Source organism: Myxococcus sp. CA005 (genome assembly GCF_006518205.1).
Taxonomy (GTDB): domain Bacteria; phylum Myxococcota; class Myxococcia; order Myxococcales; family Myxococcaceae; genus Myxococcus; species Myxococcus xanthus.
Genome location: NZ_SRLV01000028.1, coordinates 42,903 through 67,325, shown reverse-complemented (window position 1 = coordinate 67,325; position 24,423 = coordinate 42,903). Strand labels below are relative to the sequence as shown.

The 24,423-nt window shown below is 66.6% G+C and carries 18 protein-coding genes; 11 read left to right on the top strand and 7 right to left on the bottom strand.

From position 1 onward, the window contains the following. Positions 1-3: 3 nt before the first annotated feature. Positions 4-1,302: a YcaO-like family protein gene (locus FMQ63_RS14955; RefSeq protein ID WP_225909985.1), complete on the bottom strand. Its 1,299-nt coding sequence runs from the start codon at positions 1,300-1,302 to the stop codon at positions 4-6. Here FMQ63_RS14955 and FMQ63_RS37930 point away from each other — a divergent pair. Both FMQ63_RS37930 and FMQ63_RS14950 read left to right on the top strand, forming a co-directional pair. Further along, the gene (locus tag FMQ63_RS37930; RefSeq protein WP_228556425.1) at positions 1,253-1,411 is read left to right on the top strand and encodes a hypothetical protein; all 159 of its coding nucleotides are present in this window, start codon (positions 1,253-1,255) and stop codon (positions 1,409-1,411) included. The two genes, FMQ63_RS14955 and FMQ63_RS37930, sit on opposite strands and share 50 nt — an antisense overlap. 1,128 nt (positions 1,412-2,539) lie before the next feature. Beyond that, positions 2,540-3,811, top strand: coding sequence for a lipoprotein (locus FMQ63_RS14950; RefSeq protein ID WP_043612429.1), 1,272 nt, complete (start codon positions 2,540-2,542; stop codon positions 3,809-3,811). 142 nt (positions 3,812-3,953) lie between these two features. Here FMQ63_RS14950 and FMQ63_RS14945 read toward each other — a convergent pair whose 3' ends face one another. Beyond that, positions 3,954-4,955: an alpha/beta hydrolase family protein gene (locus FMQ63_RS14945; RefSeq protein WP_020478689.1), complete on the bottom strand. Its 1,002-nt coding sequence runs from the start codon at positions 4,953-4,955 to the stop codon at positions 3,954-3,956. 661 nt (positions 4,956-5,616) lie between these two features. On the opposite strand from FMQ63_RS14945, the gene FMQ63_RS37925 reads away from it, so the two are divergent. Beyond that, positions 5,617-6,297, top strand: a complete 681-nt coding sequence (locus FMQ63_RS37925; protein ID WP_228556423.1) for a hypothetical protein — start codon at positions 5,617-5,619, stop codon at positions 6,295-6,297. A 126-nt stretch (positions 6,298-6,423) separates the two neighbouring features. Here FMQ63_RS37925 and FMQ63_RS14935 read toward each other — a convergent pair whose 3' ends face one another. After that, entirely contained in the window at positions 6,424-7,470 is a 1,047-nt protein-coding gene (locus tag FMQ63_RS14935; protein WP_228556422.1) for an EGF domain-containing protein, read from the bottom strand. 421 nt (positions 7,471-7,891) lie between these two features. Between FMQ63_RS14935 and FMQ63_RS14930 the strand changes: the two genes are divergently transcribed. Continuing rightward, complete coding sequence (locus tag FMQ63_RS14930; RefSeq protein ID WP_020478687.1) at positions 7,892-8,215, top strand: hypothetical protein; 324 nt, start codon at positions 7,892-7,894, stop codon at positions 8,213-8,215. Between the two features lie 92 nt (positions 8,216-8,307). On the opposite strand, the gene FMQ63_RS14925 is transcribed toward FMQ63_RS14930, so the two are convergent. Next, positions 8,308-13,317: a hypothetical protein gene (locus FMQ63_RS14925; RefSeq protein ID WP_216609032.1), complete on the bottom strand. Its 5,010-nt coding sequence runs from the start codon at positions 13,315-13,317 to the stop codon at positions 8,308-8,310. 763 nt (positions 13,318-14,080) lie between these two features. On the opposite strand from FMQ63_RS14925, the gene FMQ63_RS14920 reads away from it, so the two are divergent. The 7 genes from FMQ63_RS14920 to FMQ63_RS14890 all read left to right on the top strand — a co-directional run bounded on the left by FMQ63_RS14920 (position 14,081) and on the right by FMQ63_RS14890 (position 22,244). Then, positions 14,081-15,133 carry an esterase gene (locus FMQ63_RS14920; protein WP_011554917.1) on the top strand — a complete coding sequence of 351 codons (1,053 nt, stop codon included), beginning with the start codon at positions 14,081-14,083 and terminating at the stop codon, positions 15,131-15,133. 12 nt (positions 15,134-15,145) lie between these two features. Continuing rightward, positions 15,146-16,027, top strand: coding sequence for an acetoacetate decarboxylase family protein (locus FMQ63_RS14915; RefSeq protein WP_011554918.1), 882 nt, complete (start codon positions 15,146-15,148; stop codon positions 16,025-16,027). Positions 16,028-16,132: 105 nt separating this feature from the next. Beyond that, entirely contained in the window at positions 16,133-16,774 is a 642-nt protein-coding gene (locus FMQ63_RS14910; RefSeq protein WP_020478686.1) for a hypothetical protein, read from the top strand. After that, positions 16,774-18,528 (top strand): GMC oxidoreductase, encoded by a 1,755-nt coding sequence (locus FMQ63_RS14905; protein ID WP_011554920.1) that lies wholly within the window; start codon positions 16,774-16,776, stop codon positions 18,526-18,528. The genes FMQ63_RS14910 and FMQ63_RS14905 overlap by 1 nt, the downstream gene beginning before the upstream one ends. Positions 18,529-18,605: 77 nt before the next feature. Then, positions 18,606-20,315 (top strand): hypothetical protein, encoded by a 1,710-nt coding sequence (locus tag FMQ63_RS14900; protein WP_225909378.1) that lies wholly within the window; start codon positions 18,606-18,608, stop codon positions 20,313-20,315. A 374-nt stretch (positions 20,316-20,689) separates the two neighbouring features. After that, the gene (locus FMQ63_RS14895) at positions 20,690-21,085 is read left to right on the top strand and encodes a hypothetical protein (RefSeq protein ID WP_011554922.1); all 396 of its coding nucleotides are present in this window, start codon (positions 20,690-20,692) and stop codon (positions 21,083-21,085) included. A gap of 121 nt (positions 21,086-21,206) precedes the next feature. After that, complete coding sequence (locus FMQ63_RS14890; protein WP_011554923.1) at positions 21,207-22,244, top strand: PA0069 family radical SAM protein; 1,038 nt, start codon at positions 21,207-21,209, stop codon at positions 22,242-22,244. Between the two features lie 22 nt (positions 22,245-22,266). Here FMQ63_RS14890 and FMQ63_RS14885 read toward each other — a convergent pair whose 3' ends face one another. The 3 genes from FMQ63_RS14885 to serC all read right to left on the bottom strand — a co-directional run bounded on the left by FMQ63_RS14885 (position 22,267) and on the right by serC (position 24,386). Next, the gene (locus FMQ63_RS14885; RefSeq protein WP_011554924.1) at positions 22,267-22,515 is read right to left on the bottom strand and encodes a GlsB/YeaQ/YmgE family stress response membrane protein; all 249 of its coding nucleotides are present in this window, start codon (positions 22,513-22,515) and stop codon (positions 22,267-22,269) included. Between the two features lie 183 nt (positions 22,516-22,698). After that, entirely contained in the window at positions 22,699-23,256 is a 558-nt protein-coding gene (locus FMQ63_RS14880; RefSeq protein WP_011554925.1) for a chalcone isomerase family protein, read from the bottom strand. Positions 23,257-23,297: 41 nt separating this feature from the next. Beyond that, entirely contained in the window at positions 23,298-24,386 is a 1,089-nt protein-coding gene (gene serC, locus FMQ63_RS14875; protein WP_011554926.1) for a 3-phosphoserine/phosphohydroxythreonine transaminase, read from the bottom strand. Positions 24,387-24,423: the final 37 nt, after the last annotated feature.

Below are 24,423 nucleotides of genomic sequence, written 5' to 3'. Positions count from 1 at the left end.
GACTCATGCCAGCGGAAGCAGGTACGGATTCAACAGCCCTCGCCTGAGCTTGAGCGGCGATGTGGGCGGCTTGGGATTGCGCGGGGGAAGGCGGCGCGGCAGCAGCCCACTCCCGAGGCGTAGCAGGCTCGGACAGAACGCCAGAGGCTGCGTCCCAAGGACCAGCGCCTGGCAAGTCCGGAACGGAGAGGCCGCCGCCAGCGTGAGATTGATGACCAGGGTGCGCAGCCCATGCTGTCGGAGCCTCGTGACGAGCTCCCCCGCCGTGTCGGGGACCCGAACACGAGGGAGCTCCACCGGGGGGCCTTCCAGGAGCAGGTCGACAGCGCTCCGCATCGCGGGGTTCAAGTAGAGCAACGTGATGTCGAGGAGGGAGTCGATGAGCCAGTAGTTCTCCAGGACCGGGGGCCGCCGGAGCGCCTCGAAGTCAATCGGAAGCTCCCGACGAAGGGCCACCGCCTCCGTCAACATTCGCATTTCACGGAGCGCTCGGTGCACGGCCACTGCCGGGTCCCCCGCCGCCGCCGCGGCGAGGAGCGTCCCTCCTTTGGGAAACGCCCCCTCTCCTGTCGCCTCGGCGATGAGTGCGATGACGTGAAGGTCGGCGCGACCGGGCAGATACGAGAAGTGGAGAGTCCAGCCCGAACCCTTGAAATGACGTGACACCCCCTCATCAATGTTGAGCGTAGCCATGTCGAGGCGCCGCGCCCCTTGACCTCGATACCAGGCGAGCTGGAGTGCATCGCGCTCTACCACCTCCAGGAGCGCGGACCGCAACGCGGCGTCATCGCTCGTATGCGTCGCGACGCCATTGGATGAGGCACACAGGAAGCGCGGGCCCACGAGCCGTTCGGAAGTCGTGAAGGCCGCAGGAACGAGCAATTGCTCACCGGTCTCCGCATCCGTGGCCCTGACCCAATCCAGTGGCGTGTCTTGGGTGACTGGCGCGTAGGGGAACCCCGGGCTTGCGTACTGCTCCGGCGTGTAGAGGTCCCAATCACTCATGGGCAGGAAAGGTTGCTCGAGCGCACGCGCCGGAGTCGCGCAGACGTCGGGCACACGAAGGAGGGACGAGGCACGCTCGATGGCCTCTGCTCGCGCGGTCAGCCTCCGCTCCTCCAGGGAGGCTCCGACGCCCACCTGGGCCAGGAAATGTCCTGACACCACGGGACGACCTCGTTTCCGAAGACGCAGGGTGGCGGCTCCCCAGGTCAGGGTGACGATGGGAAGAGCCCCCCGCCTGCCACGGACCGTGGCTTCGCGCGTCGCGATTCCCACGCGCCCCAGCGCGGCACCGGCCATCCGCGAGCCCTCCAGCTTGCCGATGCGGTTCGCCGCGCCCCAGTTCGCGGAGCACGGGCATCCCGCCGCGGGCCGGGACCGGATGCGTCTGGCGCCTGGCCGCCCGTAGGCGCCCTCTGTCCAGGTACGCGCATCGAGGGAATGCGGCTTCATCGCTTTCCGGAGGGCCGTCAGATCGGCTGCCCCCAGCGCAATCACGGCTCGGCGCGGGTTCGCATTCGCCACCGCGGCGGCCTCATCGGGCGCGTCCGCGCTCTGAACCTCCCAGAGCAGGCCACAGGCGACACACACACCACTGCCAGCGCTTCGCCAACATGTGGCGCTCAGTTGGATGAGTGCTCCGCTGTTCTCGGAAAGGTCGGCCGTGCGAAGAGGTCCCAGTCGCAGCCTGCCGGTGATTCCCAATGCCTTGCGGAGGGCTTGCTCGTCCATCCAACGTGGCGCACCTCGCCCCAGCGCCCCTTCCTCTTCGAGCCGCGCTCCGAGCTCCCTGGCGCCGGTAGGGCCGACGCCCGCCTTCACCAGCGCACGGACGACCGCGGCGCTCCCTCCGCGGCGAACGTCTCCGAGGATGGAGACGAGAAGAGCAAAGGGGAGGCCCCGTATCTCCATCAGCGCCCTGCGGGTCTGAAGGATGGAGCTCCCCCTCGCCATTTCGAGGAGCACGACACCTGATTGAACGCCCATGTCGTGCCCGGGACGCCGCTACTTCGAAATGTGGGAAATGCTGGACACGTTGGTTTCAAATGCCTTGAGCGCGGACACCTTCAGAACGCGCACCGTGACCTTGAGAGTCTTTGCACGCTTCGTACGAGCAGGCTTCTTCATGTTCGGCCTCCCTTGGTGAGCGAGAAGTGTCTCTTCAAGCCAGACTCTGAGTCAACGACATGACAGGGCACTTTCGGCCGTGATGGGAATTGCCGTGGCCCACAAAGGAGATGGGCCTACCTGTCAGAGCGCAACACCAGGAGATCTGACAGTCCATTTCCGTGTCGAGCTGACCTCAAGTCAGTCCGCGTCCGTGCAGCTCTCAACCAGGCGTTGCGTCGCTTCGGATTCCTCACGCTCGGGCACCACCACCTTGAGTGACTGGCTTCCGGCTCTGCTTCCACAAAGCGAAGCTTCAATGAAAACGGGACGATATGTCCGCGCCGAGCTCTTCGTTCTGAGAGGGCCAGCCCCTTCCCATTCTGGGGGCATGTCACATCCCGTCTCGAGTGCACCTGAAGGGTCCCGAATGTCCAATCTTGGTCTTTCGTTCATCGTGTTGTTCGCATGCACGTCCGCATTCGCATCCCCACCTTCGCGGATTGAAACTGAAGCGGAATCGCTCGCGTCAACTCCAACACCGTTCGCGGTGTTACGTGAGTTCGTGACCGAAGACGTCTATCACTACCGATTCGACATTCGTGTCAGCACCGCACCAAACGCCATCGTGCGGGTCCATCGCGTCGTCCGAGAGCGCGCACCGTGGCGGCCACGGTCGCCCGCCCACGCGATCATGTTGCTTCACGGAGACTTCGCCAACTTCGTCACGAACTTCGTGCCGACACTCGGCAATCCCGCGTCATCGGCGCCGGGGCTCGCACCGTACCTGGCGGCCCGGGACATCGACGTCTGGGGCGTTGACCGTCGCTGGACGCTGCCCTCCGCCTACGGAGACATCTCCGACCTGGGCGAGATGGGGGTTGCCCAGGAGCTCGGAGACATCACCGTCGCGCTCACCTTCGCACGGGCAGCACGGCTCAGCGGCGACCGTGACAAGGGCCGAATCGTGCTCGGCGGATTCTCGCATGGCGGCGAGCTGGCCTACGCGTATGCCGCCGCCAACGGCCGCCACGTGTCGGCGGTCGCCGTGCTCGACGCCTACTACGACATCGCGCCCGAGCACGCGGAACTGCGCGAGCTTGCGTGCGCCAATGCCGCCGCGGGACGTGAGGCGCTTGCTCAAGGCGTGACCGACTCCGACAACAGCTTCTTCATCACGTTGGGCGAGCTGGCCCGGAGCGCCCCCCAGGCGCAGTCTCCAGTGTTTTCGAGCTACACCAACCGCGGTGCACTGCTCGCGATGAATGGCCTCACCTACCTTCTCGCGCCATACACGCCGCTGTACCACCTGAGCGCGCCCATCCTCGACGCCAACGGCGACGTTGCGGCATTGCGCGAGTCGTCCGAGGACAGCGTGAGCGCGTGGTTCGCCAGCGCGCCGCCGCACCAGTCGCTGCGTGAGACCGTGGAACTCGACGAAATCTGGTGCGGGGCGACACCAAGGCCCGAGCTCTCGAACATCCGCGTCCCGTTGTTCTACCTCGGCGCCGCTGGCGCGTTCGGTGACTACGGGCTGTATTCGACGACCCGGGTGTCATCGACGGATGTCACGGCGCTCGTCGTCCGCCGCTTCGGCCCGGAGCGAGTGTCCGAGGACTTCGGCCATGGCGACCTCTTGTACGCGGCGGATGCACCGACGCTCGCGTGGCAACCGCTCGCGACGTGGTTGCTGAGCCACTGAGGAGAAGCATCTCCCTTCGTGGACCCACTCATCCAGCACCCGCCCCAAGAGGCCGCAGGAAGAAGGCGCTCCGCTCGCGCGGGTGGCAGTGGGAGCCCTTCGCATCGGACGAAGGGCTCCATCACCTGACGTGCCGTTGGGCTTACGGCCCGTCAAGCACGGCCAACATGCGCGGCAGCACGTCGAAGAACGCGTAGTTCCAGCAACTGAAGTTGTGTCCGCCGTCACAACCGAAGGGCTTCTGGCCCGGCGCTGGGCGGCCATACATCTCGTAGTGGTGCGGCACGCCCGCGGCATTCAGCGCATGGTGGAACCGGTCCGTGGACGCCCCCGGGACGCGTTCGAGCACATCCCCATCCCAGATGCCCGACCCCGCATACAAGGCGACGGCAACGCCCCGCAGAGACGCCGCACGCGGAATGGGGTTGTTCATGTTCCAGGCCTGGTCGAAGGGCCAGAAGGGAGAGCCAAACGCCCCATCCGGATTCTGAAGCCACCGTGTCCCCTCCTCCGTGACGGTGGCGCGGATGGCGGCGTCACCCAGGTCCAGGGCCCCCGAGAAACTGGCCGCATAGGCAAACAGGTCGGGGCGCCGCGCGGCATAGCTGATGGCCCCGAAGCCGCCCATGGACAGCCCCGCGATAGCACGGCCCCGCTTGTACGCCAGCGTGCGAAGGTTCTGGTCCACCCACGGAATGAGCTGGTTGAGGTGGAACTCCTCCCACGCCTGATTCACCCCGCGAGGGAAGACCCAGTTCGTGTACCAACCGACCTTGCCGCCATCCGGCATGATGGTGATGACGGGCATGTTCTCGGTAATCGCATACGCCGCACCGAACTCCACCCACTGAGCCGAGTTCGCGCCTCCACCCCCGTGCAACAGGTAGACCGCGGGGTAACGCACGCCCGGGTTGTTGTAATACCCCGTCGGCAGGAGCACCCGAACGTGGTGGCGTGGGTCATAGACCGCGTGAGGCGCGATCAGCGGCGTGGAGATTTCCACGTCGATGAGCCTATCCGTGATGTGCCGCACCGCATGAACCGTGATTCCATGTCCCGAATAGAAGTTCGGCGCGAGCGAGGCATCGGATGCCTCCGCGCCGCCTGGCACTCCGAGGAACAGGGCGACGAAAAAGACTCCCACGAGTCTGAGTGCGGCACGGGCGGGAGACTCGCATCGTTCAAGAGCGGTGCTGGAAACAAAGACGTCCTGGGGCAGCAATCTGCGCATCCTCTGACCTCGGAGAGTAGGTGGGGCGACAACGGGCTCTTCATCCGCCAATGGCAGGTGCGACGCTAGGGTGCGTATCTGGCCATGGCAACGCACACGTTGGAGCGACCACGTCATTCCCTGGCGAGGGCCGCTGAGGCTGTGTCTTTCCCGCGACTGTGGACGTGAGCTGTCCATTAAGTGCATCTCGTGGCGACTCACTTCGTCCCGGAAGGCCCACCCTCGAATGACGGAGGCGTCGAACGGGGCACAACTGCGCCCTCGCCCAAATCGTCCTCCCCCCACGCAACTCCGTGCGCAGATGAAGGACAATTCGTACAAAGGCATGAAGGAACGCACCTCATGCTTCAGACCAGGGGGGGGCTACATCATGGGTACCATCACGAGGGTAACGACGACGTTGTTGAAGCAAGGCGCGCGAGGAGTGTCCCACTCCGGCAGCCACGGGGCACCCACCCGCATGCCGCGGCAGGTCGCCCATCACTCCACCAAGGCTCCAAGCCCGTCTCAAATTGCGAGCGAGACGCGGGCACGGAACAACAGCCTGGACCTGATGAGCGACATCATGGATGCCATGGATCGCCGTGATGGCGGCAACAACTCGGCCACGCCTCGTATCAAGCCGGATGTTCCGCTGTCGCGCCGTGAGAACTTCGCGTTCGACGCCATCCAACCGGGATACGGAACGTCGAAGTCCGCCATCGACAAGCACGGCAAGCTCCAGCCCGCGGGCGACAGCGTCACCACCAGTGCCTCCGACCACGTCGATGGCGAAAAGTCCATCAAGGCGAAGACTCCGTATACGTCCTTCAGCGGCCCGCCGGTGGGCGTGGACGGCACGGCCACGGGGCCCCTGGTCGACAACCCGCTCTACGGCAAGGACCGCATCGTCACCAACCCGGCCAAGGACCCCAAGAGCGGTGTGGTGCTCGACCAGTTCGACATCCAGCGCGACCTCCGAACGAGCACCAGGCCCGGCTTCGACGAGACCGCGGTGCTGCGCTCCGAGCCACGTCCACAGCCGCTCTGGCAGCCCACACCCGAAGAGCGCGCCGTCATGCCCCAAGTCGGAGTGGACCCCGAGAAGCCCTCGTTCACGTTTCGCGAACGCGCGATGGTGAACTCGGCGCGGGACAAGGAGTACCTGGTCAAGGGCACCATCCACGAGTTCGACTTCTTCCAGGGCCAGCCGGACGGCTCGCTCAAGCCCCTCTCCAAGCAAGAGGTGATTGACGAAGCCAGGAAGAAGTCCTGAGCCACCGCGCAGCGTCCCATCACAGCGCCAGGAGAACCCCGACCCTCGCGGCGCCGTGTTGCGCCGCGAGGGCGGTGAGCCTGCCAGCTCATGATGTCATTCCGCGAGCGACAGCGTCGGTCCCGGCTACCTCATGACACAGACGCCCGACGAGCAGGTCTTCGCCGCCGGACAGACAACGCCGCAGGCGCCGCAGTTGTTCACGTCCGACGACACATCCACGCACTGCGCGCCACACTGCACCCGGGGAGCCGGACAGGAGCCACCCACGCACTCATAGCCACCCGGCGTGTTGACACACACCTGGCTGGGATTGCACGCGGCAGTCCCGTTCGAGCACTCGTCGATGTCACTGCACGTCCAACCATTTCCCCAGTAGCCCGGTCTGCAGGTGCAGGTGTAACTTCCCGGCGTGTTCGTGCAAATCGCATTCACCGAACACTGCGCAGTGCCATTCGTGCATTCATTGACGTCCGTGCAGACACTGGGCTGCATGCCATTGCAGGTGTACCCGGGCTCCACCCGGCAGGTGCTGCTACAGCCATCCGACGAAACCCGGTTGCCGTCGTCACACTGCTCCCCATTGTTGATACGGCCATCGCCACACACAGCGCTCGCACCACCGCCCGTATCCTCCACCGCGTCCAAGCCGTACAACGAGGCAACCCCACCGCGCAGCCTCACATAGCGATACGGCGTGGAGCTGCTGAATGGCACCAGCGTGGAGTGAGTCCCGAGCCCCAGGTCCAGCAGGTTCGCCTGTCCCGTGCTGATGATGCTCATGTCCCCACGAAGGAATTCCACCTGGGCGATGACCGCCAGCGAAAGGCCCTGGTAGTAGACGCGCAGCGGCCCTGTGCCCTCTTCGCCCAGGCCCATGTCCAGGACCATCGAGCCGCCCAGGAGCCCCAGGAACGTCGCGGCGTTCCCATCCGGTGCGCCCACGGCGTTGTTCGGATTGAGGACGGCAATGACACCGCTTTGGACGACTGCGTTGGCATAACGGTCACCGGCCATCGCCGACGCCGAGTCCGATGACGACTCGCCGCCCACCGGCGCCTCTTCGGAAACGACGGATTCGTCCTCCAACTCAGAACCGCACGCGCTCATCATGCCGAACGCCAGGGCCGCACTCAGCATTCGCCACATGGGGGCCACTCGACTGACCTTCATTGTCTTGCTCCAATCCGCTTCGACTTGGGGATGGCGGTCCGACGTGAGGACTGTCACGCCGGATAACCGCCACAACAATGAACGCATGAATTCCATTTTCAGCTTTAAAGGCACGCATTTCGAATCCAGAACGCGTGTGCCATTGGACAGCATTTTCTCCTGGCATCACCGCGTCGACCGTAAGGCAACACCCACCCTGGACACGAAGGCTGAGACTCCTGGCCCAGCACGAGGCAGCCTTCTCGATTCTCGGGAGTGAAGAGAAAAGAAAAGACAGCAGCGGCGCGCCCCTCAATCCCAGCCACGAAGTTGCACGCGCCTGCCCACGACGCCTCCGCGCCCACGCCAGTGGGGCGTTGATGGCCCGCACCATTCGCCTATCGTATACTTGGAGAAACCCCTCACCCTTTCCCGAGGTCCCATGCGACTGTCACTGATGAGCCTGCTCTGCCTTCTGGTCTCCGCTGGCTGCGGAGACGATACGTCCCATCTACCGAATTCCTCGCTCGCGACCTGCTCCTTCACCGACGTGTGCGCGAACGCCGACGAGGAGTGCTACATCAGCCAGGTCTGTGGCCCACCCGCCCGTGACGAAGAGCTCTACTGCCAGGCGGAGAAGGGCGACCGCCAGTGTCACCGCCGCTGCCAGGACGATGACGCCTGCGGTCCCGGCGAGACCTGCAGGACAGTCGAATGGGTCAAGCGAACTGACGTGGTGACCACGACCACCCTTTGCTTCAAGTAGCCGGCGCAAGCATCCCAGGGGCCAACGTCGGTGCCCCCCCCAGCGGCGCAGGGGCCGCAGGGAGCCCGGGGCTTGGGCCGCCACCCGCGCGCTCAATCCCAACCGCGAAGCTGGACGCGGACCCGCCGCACGAGCATTTCCCACTCCTGACGCTTCAACGTCGTCAGGACGCGCCCGCCAATGAGTGTGAGCCCGGTGAGCGTCATCACCAGGAAGCCGATGCGGTGGTCCCTCAGCCCAGCGTCGAGCAGCGTGGCCGCGACGTCCAGCGTGAGGAACAGGGTCCCCAACGCCAGGTAGGCGCGAATCTGGAACACCATGCCCGCCACCACGCCGAGCAGACACACCCCGCCGAAGACGAGCGCATACGTGCCGTCGGGAGACTGGCCCACCTGGACCGCGATGCGCGCCGCCGCGGGCACATATAGCAACAAGCCCCCGAGGATTCGCACCGTGTTGCGCGCGGCGTGCGGCAGGCTCTCCGCGAAGAGCTGGCCCAGCATCAACAACAGCAAACCCATGGGCGCCAGGTAGATTTCCAAACCCTCCAGGCCAAAGGCCAGCGCGGAGATGAGCAGCGCGAAGTTGCACGCGGCCGCGGCGAATGCACCGAACAGCCGGCTGCGCTCCACCGCGCCCAGCGTCGCGTACAGGAGTCCGGAGCCCCCCGCGAGCAGTGCCGCCTCCTGCGTCGCCTCGCCTGGCAGCACCAGCGCCATGCCCACGGGCAGCAGTGCCGCGAAGCGCCGGGTGGCCGCCTCCACGGGCTGCACGCCCGCCCGCCGGGCCAGCACCGTCACTCCCACCAGGATGAAGCCCAGGGCCAGCGCGAAGAATGCGTCGTGCTCGGCGCGCAGGCCCGGTGCATACAGATTGCGCACCAGGGCGTAGACGCCGACCACCGCTGTCTGCACGAAGTAGACGTGCCTGCCGGTGTGCTGGCTCCAAGCGCAGTGCAGCGCCACCAACACCAGGATGCCAATGGAGGCGATCTCCAGCGGAAGAGCGCCGTCGGAAGCGGAGCCCCCCACCGCCAGGGCCGCGAGCATCAGTCCACTCACCACGAACCCTGTGTCGCGTCCCCACGACAGGCCGCCGGCGACGTCCGACCGGCGCCTCCGCACCCACTCCTGGGCGGCATGGAGGGCCAGCACGCCCACGGAGGCGGCCAGGGACAGGGCCGCGCCATGGAGGATGAAGAGCGCGCCATAACGCAGCCACGGGCCGACCAGACTCGCGCGCATCGAAAGGAAGGCCATGAGTGAGGCGACAAACGTGCCGCCCACCACCCAGGCCCCCAGCGTCGCGACGAGCGAGGCGAGCGTGCCCTTCCACTGGAAAGCCGCCACGAGCACCGACGCGGCGACGAGCGCCAGTGTCACAGGCAACGCGGGAGAGACCATCCAGCTCCCGCCCATGCTCAGCAGCATCTCCCCCAGGAGGTTGAGCGCTGCGAGCGTCGACGACGGCGTTCCATTCGTCGCCAACGCGTACACGAGCGCTGCCAACAGATAGATGGCCATGGCCTGGTGGATGCGCATGCGAGCAGCGCTCTCGGACAAGCCCCTGCGCCGGACGAACCACGGCCCCAGCGTCACCACCGCCAGCCCCGCCAGCGCCAGCACCGGGCCGGGCCACAACTCGAAGATGTCCTCTCGGTGCGCCAACGCGTGGACCAGCAAGAGGATGCTCGCACCAAGCACACCGCGCCCCTGCGCCCTGGCCCCTCCGAGGAACAGCACCAGACCGGCGATGCAGACCAGGCCTGCCGCCGTGAGCCCGGGCTGGAAGAGGGCCGCGACGAAGACCACGCCCACACTGATGACCGAATGGCGCTGAAACAGGCGCTGGAAGGAGTCGGGCAGCCCCCGGAGCGAGGCAACGGCATAGACGAGCCCCGCGGCGGCGATGCCCGCGAAAGCCCGCTGCCACAGCAGGAACACTGTGTCTCCTGGTGCGAGCCACGCGTCCTTATCGAGCCAGTGCAGGGACTCGGCGCCGATGCGGACCCACCTGCCTTCGGACGACCACGCGTGCGTGAGCCTGGGCCCGAACAGCGACTGCCTCGCGGCCCAGAGTGCCGCACCTGGCAGGCCGAGCCAGAGCCCCACGCTCGCGAGCCGCACCGAGCGCGCGGACACGGAGAGCAGCAACATCAACACCGCGGGCCCCAGCAACATCAGGGGCGGAATGAGGGCCAGCGCACGGGACGGCCGGGGCAGGCCGACGAGGAGCGCGCCTTTCAGGAGCACACATGCCAGGAGCGCCACGCCCAGATGGGGAACCCAGTGGTAGAGCTTGCCGTGACGAGGCTTCTCCAGAAGCCCGGCGATCCAGGGCCCGAAGCGCCGTGTCGCCAGCGCGACGCCCCAGAGCGCGATGCCGATGAGCGAGGTCCGCAGAGCGGCGACGTCCGGCGGCGACGGCCGGCCCGCGCGGTTGAGCAGAGCGGTGAGCGCGATGAACGCGCCCAGCGACGCGAGCGTCACCACCGAGCCGCGCAGGTGCCAGGCCTCGAATCCGCGCGACACGAAGGCCACCAGCGCGACCAGGAGGAGCAGACCGGCCGCGAGCAGGCACGTGGCGCGCTCTGCATCCGTGGGCCTGGCCAGCCACCCGGCCAGCGTGAGCGCGGCGATGACCGTCTGCACCAGCGCCGCCGTGGCGAAACCATCCGTGAAGAGCGGCAGCCCCCGCGCACCGAGCGGCAGCCTGAAGAGGTCGAACATCCTCCGCCTCTCGCGCCCGGCAGCGGTGTCCGCGGCATCCAGCGGAGTGCGGCCGCGCAGTGCGGAGAAGGCCGCGAAGCCGAGCGCCAATGACGCGGCGACCAGGGCGGCTCGCGGGGATGCGAAGTCGGAGACGGTGCCCATCACCTGGGAGACCGCGAGCGCGAGCCCCGAGGCCGCGAGGAACCCGACGAGCCTGCTGCCATCCCGCCGGACACGCAGCAGCAGCCAGGCCGTAACCACGGCCGTGGGAAGCGCGGAGAGCACACTGGCTGACAGCCCCGTGACTGACACGAGCAGGTCCGGAGCGCTCGGAGAGGAATCCACGGCCAGGAGGACTCCCGCCGCGGCCAGGCAGAGGGCGAGGTCATCCAGGGGCAGCAGCCCATCCCTTCGCGACGCAGGCTGCGCCCACGCGCCCTGCACGAGCCCCGCGACACCGTAGAGCCCACTCACGAGCGCGAAGACCGCCAGCCGGCCCCAGCTTCCCTCCAACGCCGGGGTCCCCTCGACGAAGGCGAGCACACCGAAGAGAAGGCCCACGCCGCCCAGGTAGTGCAGGCCCCGCCAGCGCCAGCCGCCAGCAACGTGCGCGGCCCCAGCGATGACCAGCCCCGTCAGCACCTGGGGCCACGGCGAGGCGGCGCTGCCCACCTGGCTTACCAAGGGCATTGCCACCAGCGACCCAAGGAGGGTCCAGGCGAGCAGGCGGATACGAAGTCCCGGAAAGGCACTCCAACGCGCCAGGAACATCAAGCCCGCGGTCGCCACCGTGCCGCCGAATACCCACCAGCCCGGATCCGTCGGCGCCTGCGTGCGAGCGAACAAGGCTCCGGCGAGGAGCGTCGTCATCACCATGAGGTGGACCAGGGCCCGCCGCCGTGGCTCCAGCAGGAAGAAGACACCCGCCGCGATGAGTGGCGCGAGCGCCGAGGCCAGGTCGACCTGGAAGTCCCCTCCGGGCTCGCTGGAGAACGCGCCCAGCGCGCCCACGACCGCGCCACTGGCGAGCACCGCGTAGGCCACAATCTCCAGCACCGGACTCACGCGCGGATGGGCCTCGCGCGCGGCGTCGGTGGTCGCGGCCACGGCGATGACGGTGGCCAATGCCTGGGCCCACAGCGTGAGGCCCGCGAACAGGGCGCTACCTGGCTCCAGGGCGTCGAAGCCCGACGGTGCGCTCACCACACAGAAGACGGCGAGCCACAGCGCGCCATAGAGCGCGGCGCTCGCGCTGACGAGCGCCGTTTTTCCCTCCGTCGCCTTCCGTGCGCGCCATACCGTGGCGGTCAGGGCCATGACACCCACGGAGGCACAGAGCGTGCGCAGCCAGGGCGCGTCCTCGAGCGCCATCAGTGGAAGCCCCGCGAACAGGGAGGGCAGGAGCGCCAACCCCAGGGCCGCGGCGGAAGTGCCATGCAGCAGGCGTCCCGCCGACCTCAGCGGCACCATGCCCAGCGCGGCGGCGCCAAGCGCCACCGCGACACCGAGCCCAGGTGACAGGGCGAACAGCGACGACAGCGCGATGAAGGCGACGGGGAGCAACGCGAGGCCAATGCCCGAGAGCACGCGCCCCACCGGCATGGAGCGCCGGGACAGGAGCACACCGAGCCCGATGAAGCCCGCGTGGTATCCCCACAGAGCGCCCGTGACGAGGAGCTGGCGCGGAACGCCGCCGAGCGCCTGCCAGGCTTCGCGCACGCCCATGAGCGAGCCGCCCAGCACCAGCATCGCGCCAAGGAACCACCAGATGAACTCCTGGAACCGGGGCGCGCTCTCCGGCCGTGCATCGAGCGCCACGACGGCCTCGAGCCCTCCGCTGAGCGGGCCTGATGCACCCCGGTCGAAGAACGTCTGCCCGGAATCCAGCGCCGCGCCCAGGTCGTCATCCCCCGCCTCCGAGTCAGGCCGGAGCCCTCGACGCGTGCGCGCTCTCTGCTCCCGCTCCGCCTTCGCGGCTTCGTCCAACGAGCGCGCGAGCGCAGCGCCCCAGCCCCAGAGCCGCCATTCTCCCCCGTCACGAAGCGAGGTCGCGGCACCATCGGCCCAGGCTTCCGCGCGGGTCGCCGCGTCCACGGGAGGGACAGCTACCGCTTCGAAGAGGTCCTGGGCGGAGGCCTGCTCGCCCTCCTCTGCCTTCGGGGTTTCGGGGTGAGGGTCGGCTGCGCCAGGCGCGAGGGACTCGGCGAGCCGGGTCGCGGTGACGACGTCGATGAGCGCGCTGGCCTGCCAACCTTCGATGTGACGACGCAGGGTCTCCCTGACGAGTGCATCGAGATTCGGCTCAGTGGCGGGCACGAGCGGGGCACCGCACTCCTGACACATGGCCCCCAAGGCCACGTCACGGAGCCGAGCGCAGGCTTGGCAGATCATGATGCGGCAGCATAGCGCCAGTCCCTCGATGTCTGCTTGACGCACGTCGACACCGAGGCTGTCTCACTTCCGCGGAAAGTGGCTCATCACCTCGTCTCTCGCGGCAACAGGCGGTGCCGCGAGGGACCAGGCCCCATCAGCGCATGACGCCCTCTACCGACCACCGAGTTACGTGAAGGACACGACGTGCGCCGGGTGCTCCGGGGAGCACTCCGGCTGACGCAATCCGGTCCAGCGTCCCATGGTCCGTTTCAATGCCGGGCCCCCGGTTGCCGCCGTGGATGAGCTTCCCGGAGGGAGTCCTGACGACGAGGTCCCCATCGCCCGCGCGCCCATGACGTGGCGATTTGCAACTTGATACCATCCGCCACACCGATGCGTGTCCGACATGAGCGAGACATCGCCCATCGAGCATGCTGACACGTGCCTCGCGAACCTCCCGTGTCCTACCCGCCTCTCTGTCGTTGCTCCGGCAAGTGAACCCGTGGGCGCTGCGCCTCGTGAAGGAGGAGGGCTCTCCGCTCGCCACCGCCGCCCTCCCCAGCCAGCCGACATCACGCAACGAGCGAAAGGGCGGAGCTGCGTTGAAACGGACGGCGCCTTGCTGTCACAAACAGTGATGGAAGCCGACCCAGTTGTACGTGGTGCGGCCGTGCCCCACGTTTGAGCAGAGCCCCCCTGACCCACGTCATGCGGCCAGGAGGAATCAGGTGGCGGCCGCCACGTCGGCCGCCGTTCTGCTCGAGCAGGGAGGAGTGGCGCCATGCCAGCTGAACCCCACAGCACCGCCAGTTACTCGGAGGAGGTCATTCCTTTCCTAGCGGGTGACGGGCGTGCGTTGCACCTGATCCGCATCCGCGGTGATGCAAAGCCGAACAAGGGGCCAGTCGTCTTGGTGCACGGCGCGGGCGTCCGTAGCAACATCTTCCGCGCGCCGGTACGGCAGACGCTCGTCGACGCGCTCGTGGCCGACGGATACGACGTGTGGCTAGAGAACTGGCGCGCCAGCATCGACGTTGAGCCCAGCGAGTGGACGCTCGACCAGGCGGCCGTCCTGGACCACCCGGCTGCCATCCGCACGGTGGTGCGCGAATCCGGGCACGACACCGTCAAGGCCATCATCCACTGCCAGGGCTCATGCAGTTTCGCCATGGCCGCGGTGTCCGGGCTGCTTCCTGAAGTAGACGTCATCGTCACCAACGCCGTGTCTCTTCACCCAGTGGTACCCCACGCGGCTGCGTTGAAGCTGAAGCTCGCCGTCGCTCCGGTGGCCAGGCTGACGCCTTACCTGGATCCACAGTGGGCCTTTGGCCCGCCCACGCTGACAGCCAGGCTTCTCACGCTCCTGGTCCGAGCCTTCCACCATGAGTGCACCAACCTGGTGTGCCGCTGGTCCAGCTTCACCTATGGCGTCGGGTTTCCCGTGCTCTGGCGCCACGAGAACCTCAATTCCGAGACGCACGACTGGCTCCAGCAGGAGTTCGCCAAGGTCCCCCTCACATTCTTCCACCAGATGTCCGAGTGCGTGCGCGCAGGACACCTGGTGCCTGTGGAGGGCTTCCAGGCGTTGCCAGAGGACCTGGCAGTGCGTGAGCCGGAGACGGACGCACGCTTCGTCTTCCTTGCCGGTGAGCAGAATCGCTGCTTCCTCTCGGAGAGTCAGCGCCGCAGCTTCGAGCACCTGGAGCGATTCCGTCCCGGCTACCACATGCTGCATCTGGTCCCCGGTTACGGCCACCTGGACATGTTCATGGGCCAGGACGCCTCCCGTGATGTTTTCCCCCTCATCCTCGCCGAACTCGACAAACCGGTGTGAAGGAGCGCCGCCATGTTGTTCCGCCTGCCCAGCCGCATCCAGGCACAGTCCGGCCGTTACTCGCGCGTGGACGGCATCCCCTACACGCTGCCTATCAATTCCAAGTCCTCGCCGGTGCTGATGGCCGCATTCACTGTCGATGCCGAGCAGGCAGCCCGGCTGCTACCCGGCAACGAACTGCACCCACTTCGAGTGTCACGCCGGAGAGGCGTACTGCTCGTCACCGTCATCGACTATCGCACCACCGACATCGGCGCATACATTGAGTTCAGCATTGCCATCGCATGCACTCGCGGTCCCCGGCCATCACGCCCGCTGCTGCCCCTCATGTTCCAGAAACGCCACGGCCTGGGCCAGTACGTGTTCGACCTTCCCGTCAACACGGAGGTCTCCGTGAAGGGAGGCAAGGGCATCTGGGGCATGCCCAAACACCTGGCAAACCTGGACTTCCGTATCCAGGACGGAACGGTGAGCAGCCGCTACGACGAGGGCGGCCAGCAGGTGGCCCTCATCGAAATCGACCGGCCTCGCCGCGCGTGGCTGCCGCTGTACGCCACAGCCGTCAATTACTGCGCGTTCCGCGGCATGCTCTTCAAAAGCTACATCTACTTCCGAGGGAAGTTTGGCTTCCGGCTGGGGAAGCGCGCGGGTGCACGGCTCGTCATGGGTGACCATCCACGCATTCGACCACTCCGGGCGCTAGGCATCTCCCGGCGCGCGTTCTTCACGAGCTTCCTGCCCACATCCAGCGGGGTGCTCGACGACCACTTCGAGACCTGGTTCCTCAGTCAGGCCGTGCTGCCCGCGGAGACGTACCCGGAGGGGCTGGAGAGCGTGATGGGGATGGGCCAGGGGAAGACACCTCAGAAGCCGCCAGGGCCCCCACACACATGAGGCGCCACGAACCCGTTCCTCCTTCGACCTGGGCTGCTCCGACGCCTGACGCTACCTCACGGTGGCCGGCGAGCGGGGACTGCCCTCACCCCGGAGATGATGCACATGACGGAACCCGCACCCGACCTCACCTTCAGAGAGCGCATGTCCGGCCCCCTGGCGATGGGCGCCACAGACCCCATGGAGGGGGCGACCCAGGCCAATGCCGCGCGCTTCACCATGCATTGCACCATCAGCGTGGATGACATGGATGCCTTCACCCGCGATGCAGCTCACACTGCCCGGCTGGAGGCGCGCGTCAGCTACCCACCCCTGGGCAAGGAACTCCCCGTGCAACAGGGCCACTTCAACCTCTTCCGCAATGCGGAGGAGCCCGGCACGAAGCTCATGAGCTACGGCCTGCGCTTCGGCGCGAAGGGCCGCGAGTACTTCCTGGAGGGCACCAAGACGCTTCGCGATGAGCCTGGGTTCGACCTCTGGCGGGACACCACGCGACTCTACTGCTACCTCCACGAGGGCCCGGATGCCCGAGGCCCCGTGGTGGGCGCGGGCGTACTGACGCTTGGCAAACGGGCGCTCGTCGAACTCCTCGGCAGCATGCGCTCGTCCCGCCATGGCACCGCGGGATTCGGCGCCGTGAGCCACTTCGGCAGGTTCTTCCTGGGGACGCTTTGGGACGTCTATGCGCCCTGGGCCCGGCAGGCGGGGGAAGCGCCCTCCGCCTCATCCATGGAGAGGAGCTTGTAATGGCATTTCGTCCCGAGCACTTCGACGCAATCATCGTGGGCTCTGGCTTTGGCGGCTCGGTGATGGCGTACCGACTGGCAGAGGCCGGCTTGCGCGTGTGCGTTCTGGAACGAGGAAAGGCCTATCCACCTGGCACGTTCCCGCGCAGTCCCTACGACATGCGCAACAACTTCTGGGACCCGAGCAAGGGGTTGCACGGCATGTTCAACCTCTGGTCCTTCCGGGGGCTGGGCGGCGTCGTCTCCTCCGGGCTGGGCGGAGGCTCGCTCATCTACGCCAACGTCATGCTGCGCAAGGACGAGAAGACCTTCGTCCATGAGCATCCGCAGACCGGCGGTTATGAGTATTGGCCTGTCACCCGTGACGACCTCGAAGAACACTACGACGCCGTCGAGCGGATGATGCACGTCCAGCGATTTCCGCTGGCGCACCCTCCCTACGACGCCACGGCAAAGACGCTGGCCATGAAGCTTGCCGCCGAACGCCTGGGCCGTGCAGCCGACTGGCAGCTTCCTCCGCTGGCCATCACCTTCGCCAACGCCGGGGCGGCGCCCGCGCTCGGCGAGCCCATTCGCGAGGCGGCGCCGAACCTCTTCGGCCGCATGCGAACCACCTGCCGGCTGTGTGGCGAGTGCGACATCGGGTGCAACTACGGCAGCAAGAACACACTCGACTTCACGTACCTGTCCGCTGCGCATCGCGCGGGGGCTGACCTGCGCACCCGCGCGGAGGTGAAAGAGTTCTGGCCCGCGGATGGAGGGGGCTACGTGGTTCAGTACGTGGACCATGCCGAGGCCCGCGAAGGCGAGCGGCGCGAGGTGGCCTCGGACCAACTCCAGCGGGTGACGCTCACCGCGGACCGGCTCGTACTGGGGGCGGGCACCTTCGGCACCACGTACCTGCTGCTGAAGAACCGGGCGCACTTTCCACGCCTGAGCGCCCGGCTCGGCACACGCTTCTGCGGCAATGGAGACCTGCTGGGCTTCCTGCTGCGCAGCGTGGACAGCAGCTCCGGGACCCGTCTGCCTCGGGTGCTGGATGGCGGAAGAGGCCCCGTCATCACCAGCGCGCTCCACTTCCGTGGCAAGGAGGAGGGCGGCACCGGGCGCGGCTACTACATCGAGGACGCGGGCTACCCGGAGTTCATCAACTGGCTCTATGAAGGCTCGCAGCAGGCCCCCCTTCTGAGGCGAGGCATGCGCCTGGCCTGGCGCCTCGTCAAGGGCTGGATCGGCCTGACGCGCGACACGGATGTCAGCGAGGAGATTGCTGAAGCGCTGGGGGATTGCCTGGGCTCAGCCACGTCGCTGCCGCTACTCGCCATGGGCCGGGACATCCCCAACGGGAACATGCGGCTGACACGAGATGGGAAGCTGGACATCGACTGGCGCATGCATGGTTCGCGCGAGTACTTCGGCCGTGTGCGGAAATCCATGGAGGACATCGCCGACGCGCTGGAGGCGAAGATGGTGCACAACCCCCTCAGTTACTTGAGCCGGGTCATCACCGTGCATCCGCTGGGTGGTTGCCCCATGGGACAGACGCCAGCAGAAGGGGTGGTGAACGCCCATGGCGAGGCGTTCCACTACCCCGGCCTGTACGTGGCGGACGGCTCGGTGATGCCTGGCCCCACCGGCCCCAACCCGAGCCTCACCATCGCCGCGCTCGCGGACCGGTTCTCAGACCACTTGATTGCGCACTGGCCACGAACCACGGCGCTCCGCAAACACCCCACCACGGAGGAACGCATATGACGATACGAGCTGCCGGCGGGGGAACCGCCATCGGCGCCGGGGGACGCCACGAACCACGCAAGCCGCATGGCAAACCGATGGTGCGGTGGTTCCACCCGAGCACCCTGGTCAAGACGGGGGTGAAGGCCTTCCTCTCCGCTGTCATTGGCAAGCAGGCGGATCGCCGCCTTCTGGACGCGCTGACCAACCCGAAGCAGCCGCTGGAGCAGCCCTACTTCGACTGCACCGTGGACGACGAGAATCGGCCGCGCGACGTGCTGTGGCTCGACTACGTGTCCGACCTGGGTGATGGCTGGAACGCCACCTATGCGGTGGCGACAGCGGTGATGAACCCAGCACTGGCGCTGGAAGATCCGGAGGGGGAGACTCACCACACGCAGGGAGGCGAAGTGCTCGTCTTTGGGGGTGACGAGGTGTACCCCACCGCGAGCGTACAGGAGTACTACGACCGGACAGTGGGCCCCTATGAAGCGGCGCTGAACCACCGACGGCGCGTGCCCTCCCTGTTCGCCGTGCCAGGCAACCATGACTGGTACGACGGGCTTGTCTCCTTCGTTCGGCTGTTCTGCCAGGGCCGGACATCGGAGGCGTGGCGGACGCGCCAGCGACGTAGCTACTTCGCCATCAAGCTGCCGCATGGCTGGTGGCTCCTCGGCACGGACATGCAGTTGGAGTCCGACCTGGACAACACGCAGGTGGAGTTCTTCAAAGAGGTGGTCAGCTACATGCAGGACGGAGAGCGCGTCATCCTGTGCAACGCAGAGCCGGAGTGGGCCGTCAGCAAGATAAAGGCGATCGCCGGGCGCAAGGCATTGGAAGGCAACCTCCAGTTCCTGGAGCAACTGGTGCTGGGCAAGAAGGTGAGCATCTTCCTTTCGGGAGACCTTCACCACTACATGCGGCACTCGGGCAAGGACGGACGACAGAAGATCATCGCTGGCGGAGGCGGGGCCTACCTCTACCCCACACACCTGCCGGGCGAGAAACGAGAGACGGAGGGCTTCGAGCTGCGGCAGTGCTTTCCGCCGAGCCAGAAATCACGGCGTCTCACGTGGCACAACCTGGCGTTTCCCTTCCTCAACCCATGGTTCGGCGTCTTCATGGGTGCCTTCTACCTGCAGCTTGGGTGGGGGCTCGCATCTGACATGAACAGCACGGGCGTATCGGACAAGCTCTCACGCGTGCTTCACCGGGCGCTCAAGGGGACAGGGACCTTGTTCCTCGGGGGTCTCACCCTCGTGAGCGCCATCACGTTCGCGGACGCGCGCCGGGGCGCATCCTGGCGATGGCTTGCGGGCGGACTCCATGGGTCGACTCACCTGCTCACGGCAGGACTGCTGACTCGGGCGGCCGCCACACTGGTGAAGCAGCTCGGCGTGGGAGCTCCCGGAAGCCTGCGCCGAGACATCGCAAGCTGGCTCCTGCTATTCACGTCTGGCTTCCTGGTCGCTCCGGTCCTGGTGGGGCTGTACCTGATCAGCTCCCTCAACGTGTTTGGTTGCCACGCGAATGAGGCGTTCTCTTCACTGGCCATTCCGGACTGGAAGTGCTTCCTGCGATTGCGCATCGACGCCTCCGGATTGACGATCTACCCAGTAGGCATCCGGCGCGTCCCGCGCGCGTGGAAGCGAGGGGCGAATGGCAGAGACCCGGTGTGGGTGCCGGACCCCGCGGACACACGGGCCACCCGCCCGGAGCTCATCGAGAAACCCATTGTCATCGGCCCCACCCGGGCGCTTCCCGTGAGGGTCGGCGTCGGATTGCGGCCACTCGCGAGCGTGCCCTGAACCGTAGCAACCGCATGTCCTGGCGTCGTTCGCACCGCGGTTGAACATTCCGCAACGCCTCACGCCAACGAACACGTCCCGCCTGAACTCTCAGACGCGAGCCTCACTCGGTGGGTCGGCTACAAGTCTTGTAGCGGCAACGAGACGGCCCGTATCTCCGGACGTCAGCCGTTTCCCGAGCCCCCAGTGCCCGGCCCTCTCACGAGAAGGGCCGGGTCGCTCCGGCCATGTCACAGACACCGCGATGCGTCATCCAGCGATGCAATCCGTCTCAACCCACCGGGTGTCAAAAACACACCATTTACATTAAGTGAAAACCCCCATACACACCGCGCGTCTCCAATTCGGGGACAACTCGCAATGAGGGGGAAGTCATGAAGAAGCTCAATACGTTGGGAGTTGTGGGTCTGCTGTCTCTGGCTGCCGTTGGCTGCGGTGGGGAGTACACGCCGGAGGAAGAGCAGGCCATGCAGCAGCCTGAGCTGAGCGATGTGGAGCAGGCCATGGAGTCCGCGTGGATTGACGCTGGTCAGACGCGCGATTTCTCGACCTGGCTGTTCGGCGTGACGCCGTTCTCCATCCAGAACGTCGGTACCGCCCCCACGTCGTATTACGCGTACTGCGGGAGCAACAACATCTCCGGTACCGTCAACGTCGGCCAGACGCACAGCAACCTGAACCTCAACTGCGCGTGGCCCGGGGCGCGGCTCTACGTGAGCAACACGAGCGGCACCGTCGGTACCCACAAGCTCTACGTCTGGACCTGGTAGCGCGCTGTTTCAGCAGCCCACCATCCGGATGATGCACTGGGGGAACTCTCTGCAGGGGGTTCCCCTTTTTCGGTGTCGCTCGCCCCTTGACTGAACGTGCTTTCAGGCCCACGGTGGGCGCATGAAGGCGCGTCCCATCGACAATCCGCCCAACCCCTGGGCGAGCACCGCGGTGGAGTACCTGGACGAAATCCCGCCGTCCAAGCTGGAGGTCTTCGAGGACCACAGCCGGCAGGTGCTGTCGCACAACGACAGCCCGGACGTGGGGTTCAGTTGGAGCGTCAACCCGTACCGGGGCTGCCTCCACGCCTGCGCGTACTGCTACGCGCGGCCCACGCACCAGTACCTGGACATGGGCGCGGGCACCGACTTCGAGACGAAGCTGGTGGTGAAGCCCCGGGCGCCGGAGCTGCTCCGCGAGGCCTTCGAGAAACCCTCCTGGAAGGGTGAAACCGTCGTCTTCAGCGGCGTCACCGACTGCTACCAGCCGCTGGAGGCCTCCTTACGGCTGACGCGAGGCTGCCTGGAGGTCTGCGCCGAGTACCGCAATCCGGTGGGCATCATCACCAAGGGCGTGCTCGTCGAACGGGACTTGGACGTCCTCCAACGGCTGGCCCGGGACGCGCGCCTGTGGGTCAGCATCAGCCTCCCCTTCCACAACGCGGAGCTGGCCCGGGCCATGGAGCCCTATGCCGCCTCCCCCATGCGCCGGCTGTTGACCATCCGCCGACTCACCGAGGCGGGCATCGACGTGGCGGTGTCGGTGGCGCCCATCATCCCGGGCCTCAACGACGAGGACATCCACCGCGTGCTGGCCGCGGCACGTGAAGCCGGCGCCACCCGCGCGCACCACATCCTGGTGCGGCTGCCCGGCCCGGTGAAGGACGTCTTCGCGGAGCGGCTGCGCGCGAAGCTGCCCCTGCGCGCGGAACGGGTGCTCCACCGCATCCGGGAAACCCGCGGCGGGGAGCTCAACGACAGCCGCTTCAAGCACCGCATGCGCGGTGGCGGCCTCTACGCGGAGACCATCCACCGCCTCTTCCACACGGCGGCGCGCAAGGTGGGCATCCGCGCCTCTTACATCACCGAGGACGCTCCGGACACCTTCCGGCGTCCGGAGCGCAAGCCGCCGCCTACGCCGCAGCTCAGTCTCTTCTGAGCGCGCACGCGGGCGGCGGGCGTCATTTCCGGATGGCTTGGACAATGGTGATGAGGATGACGGAGCCCACCGTCGCCACCAGCAGTGACCAGAGGTTGAAGCCCGTCACCCCGGTGCCGCCCATCAGACTGAAAATCCAGCCGCCAATCATGGCCCCGACGATGCCGGTGGCGATGTTGGCGAACATGCCCATGCGGGCGTTGGTGCCCTTGATGATGCTGGCCAGCCAGCCCGCGATGCCACCCAGCACCAACCACGTACAGATTCCCATGACGACCTCCTTCGTGCCCTCCGGTTGCTATCAGACCTCCCGCCCTCGCGCAGCGGCCGGCCGTCCTCCGAATGTACGCGCGAACCATGGACGCATTGCATCCGGCCCCTGAAACGACGACGCCCCGTGCCTCGCTCGGAGACACGGGGCATCCACGCCGCACGTGGCGCGCACCGGAGTCACTCAGTCCTTGCCGAGCATCCCGTCACGCAGGCTGCCATCCACCGGGCTCTTGCCCACGAAGACGGAGAAGAGCGCGTCGGAGAAGTCCTTACCCTCGACGGAGATCTCCTTGCCCGTCTTGCTGGACACCTGCGTGCCCTGGCCGGGGATGTACGTGAGGATGAGCTCGTCACCCTTCTTCACGTCCGGGATGGCCGCGTTGAAGGTGTCCAGCTTGGGCTGGAGCTCCGGCAGCTTGGAGCCCGCGTTCTTCTTGAAGCCGTCGCCAATGGCATCGACGATGGTCTTCTTGTCCAGGTCCCGCAGCATGTACATGCGCACACGCTTGATCTGGTCCGAGCTGATGATGGCGGCGCCATCCTTGGACGGCGTCTCCAGGTAGAGCCCCGCCGTGTAGACCTTGAACACCAGCTTGCTGCGCAAGCCCACGCCGTTGAGCTTCAGCTCCTTGCCGGCAACGGACGCGGTCTCCGGGTACTTCACCCCCGCGACCTCCTTGGCGAAGGCCGGAGCGGCGAACATCAGGGACAGCACGACGGCGGTCAGCGTGGCTTTCATGAATCCTCCGGGTGAGGGTAATCCGTGCGGTTGGACGCAGCCTACCCGCGCGTCTTCACGAAGTGGTCCATGAAGGCGGCCAACGTGCGCACATTTTCGACGCTCACCGCGTTGTACATGGAAACGCGGATTCCTCCGGCCGTCCGGTGCCCCTTGAGGCCCACCATTCCTTGCTGCTTCGCGTCAGCGACGAAGGACGCATCCAATGCTTCCGTGGGCAACTGGAAGACAACGTTCATCACTGAACGGGATTCGCGCTCCACCGGCGCGCGGTAGAATTCCGGGTGCCGATCCACGGCCCCGTAGAGCAACGCCGCCTTTTCCCGGTTCCACTGCTCCAACTGCGCGAGCCCCCCCACCGACTGAATCCAGGCCAGGACGTTGCGCACCAGGTAGATGGCCAGGGTAGGCGGCGTGTTGTAGAGCGAGTTGTTCTCCGCGTGGGTGGTGTAGCGGAAGATCTTCGGAATGTCCGTCCGGCCCCGCGCGATGAACGCCTTGTCAGCCACCACCAGCGTCACGCCGGAGGGCCCCAGGTTCTTCTGCGCGCCCGCGTAGATGAGGCCGAAGCGGCTGACATCGAAGCCCTTCCACAGGAAGTCCGAGCTCATGTCCGCCACCAACGGCACGTTCCCCACGTCCGGGAAGGTGTGCCACTGGGTGCCGAAGATGGTGTTGTTGCTCGTCAGGTGGACATACGCCGCGCTCGACTCGAGGCGCAGCTCATCCTGGCGGGGCACCCGCGTGTAACGCTTGTCCGGCCGCGCAGTGCTCACCGCGACGCGCGGCGTGCCGTAGTACTTCGCCTCGTCGAAGGCCTTCTCGCTCCACACGCCCGTCATGAGGTAGTCCGCGCTGGCCCCGGGCCTCAGGAAGTTCATCGGCACCTGGGCGAACTGCTGGGAGGCGCCGCCAGTGAGGAACAGGACCTGGTGGGTGTCGGGAATCCCCAGCAGCCGGGTCAACAGGGAGATGGCTTCGTCGTGGACCCCCTCGTATTCCCGTCCCCGGTGGCTGTGCTCCATCACCGACATGCCGGAGCCCTGGAAGTCAATCAGTTCGTCCCGAGCCCGCTCGAGGGCCGGTAGTGGCAATCCGGCCGGGCCGGCGTTGAAGTTGATGACGCGCATGTCAGTGTCCCTTCTTGAAATGAACGGCCGCGGAGAC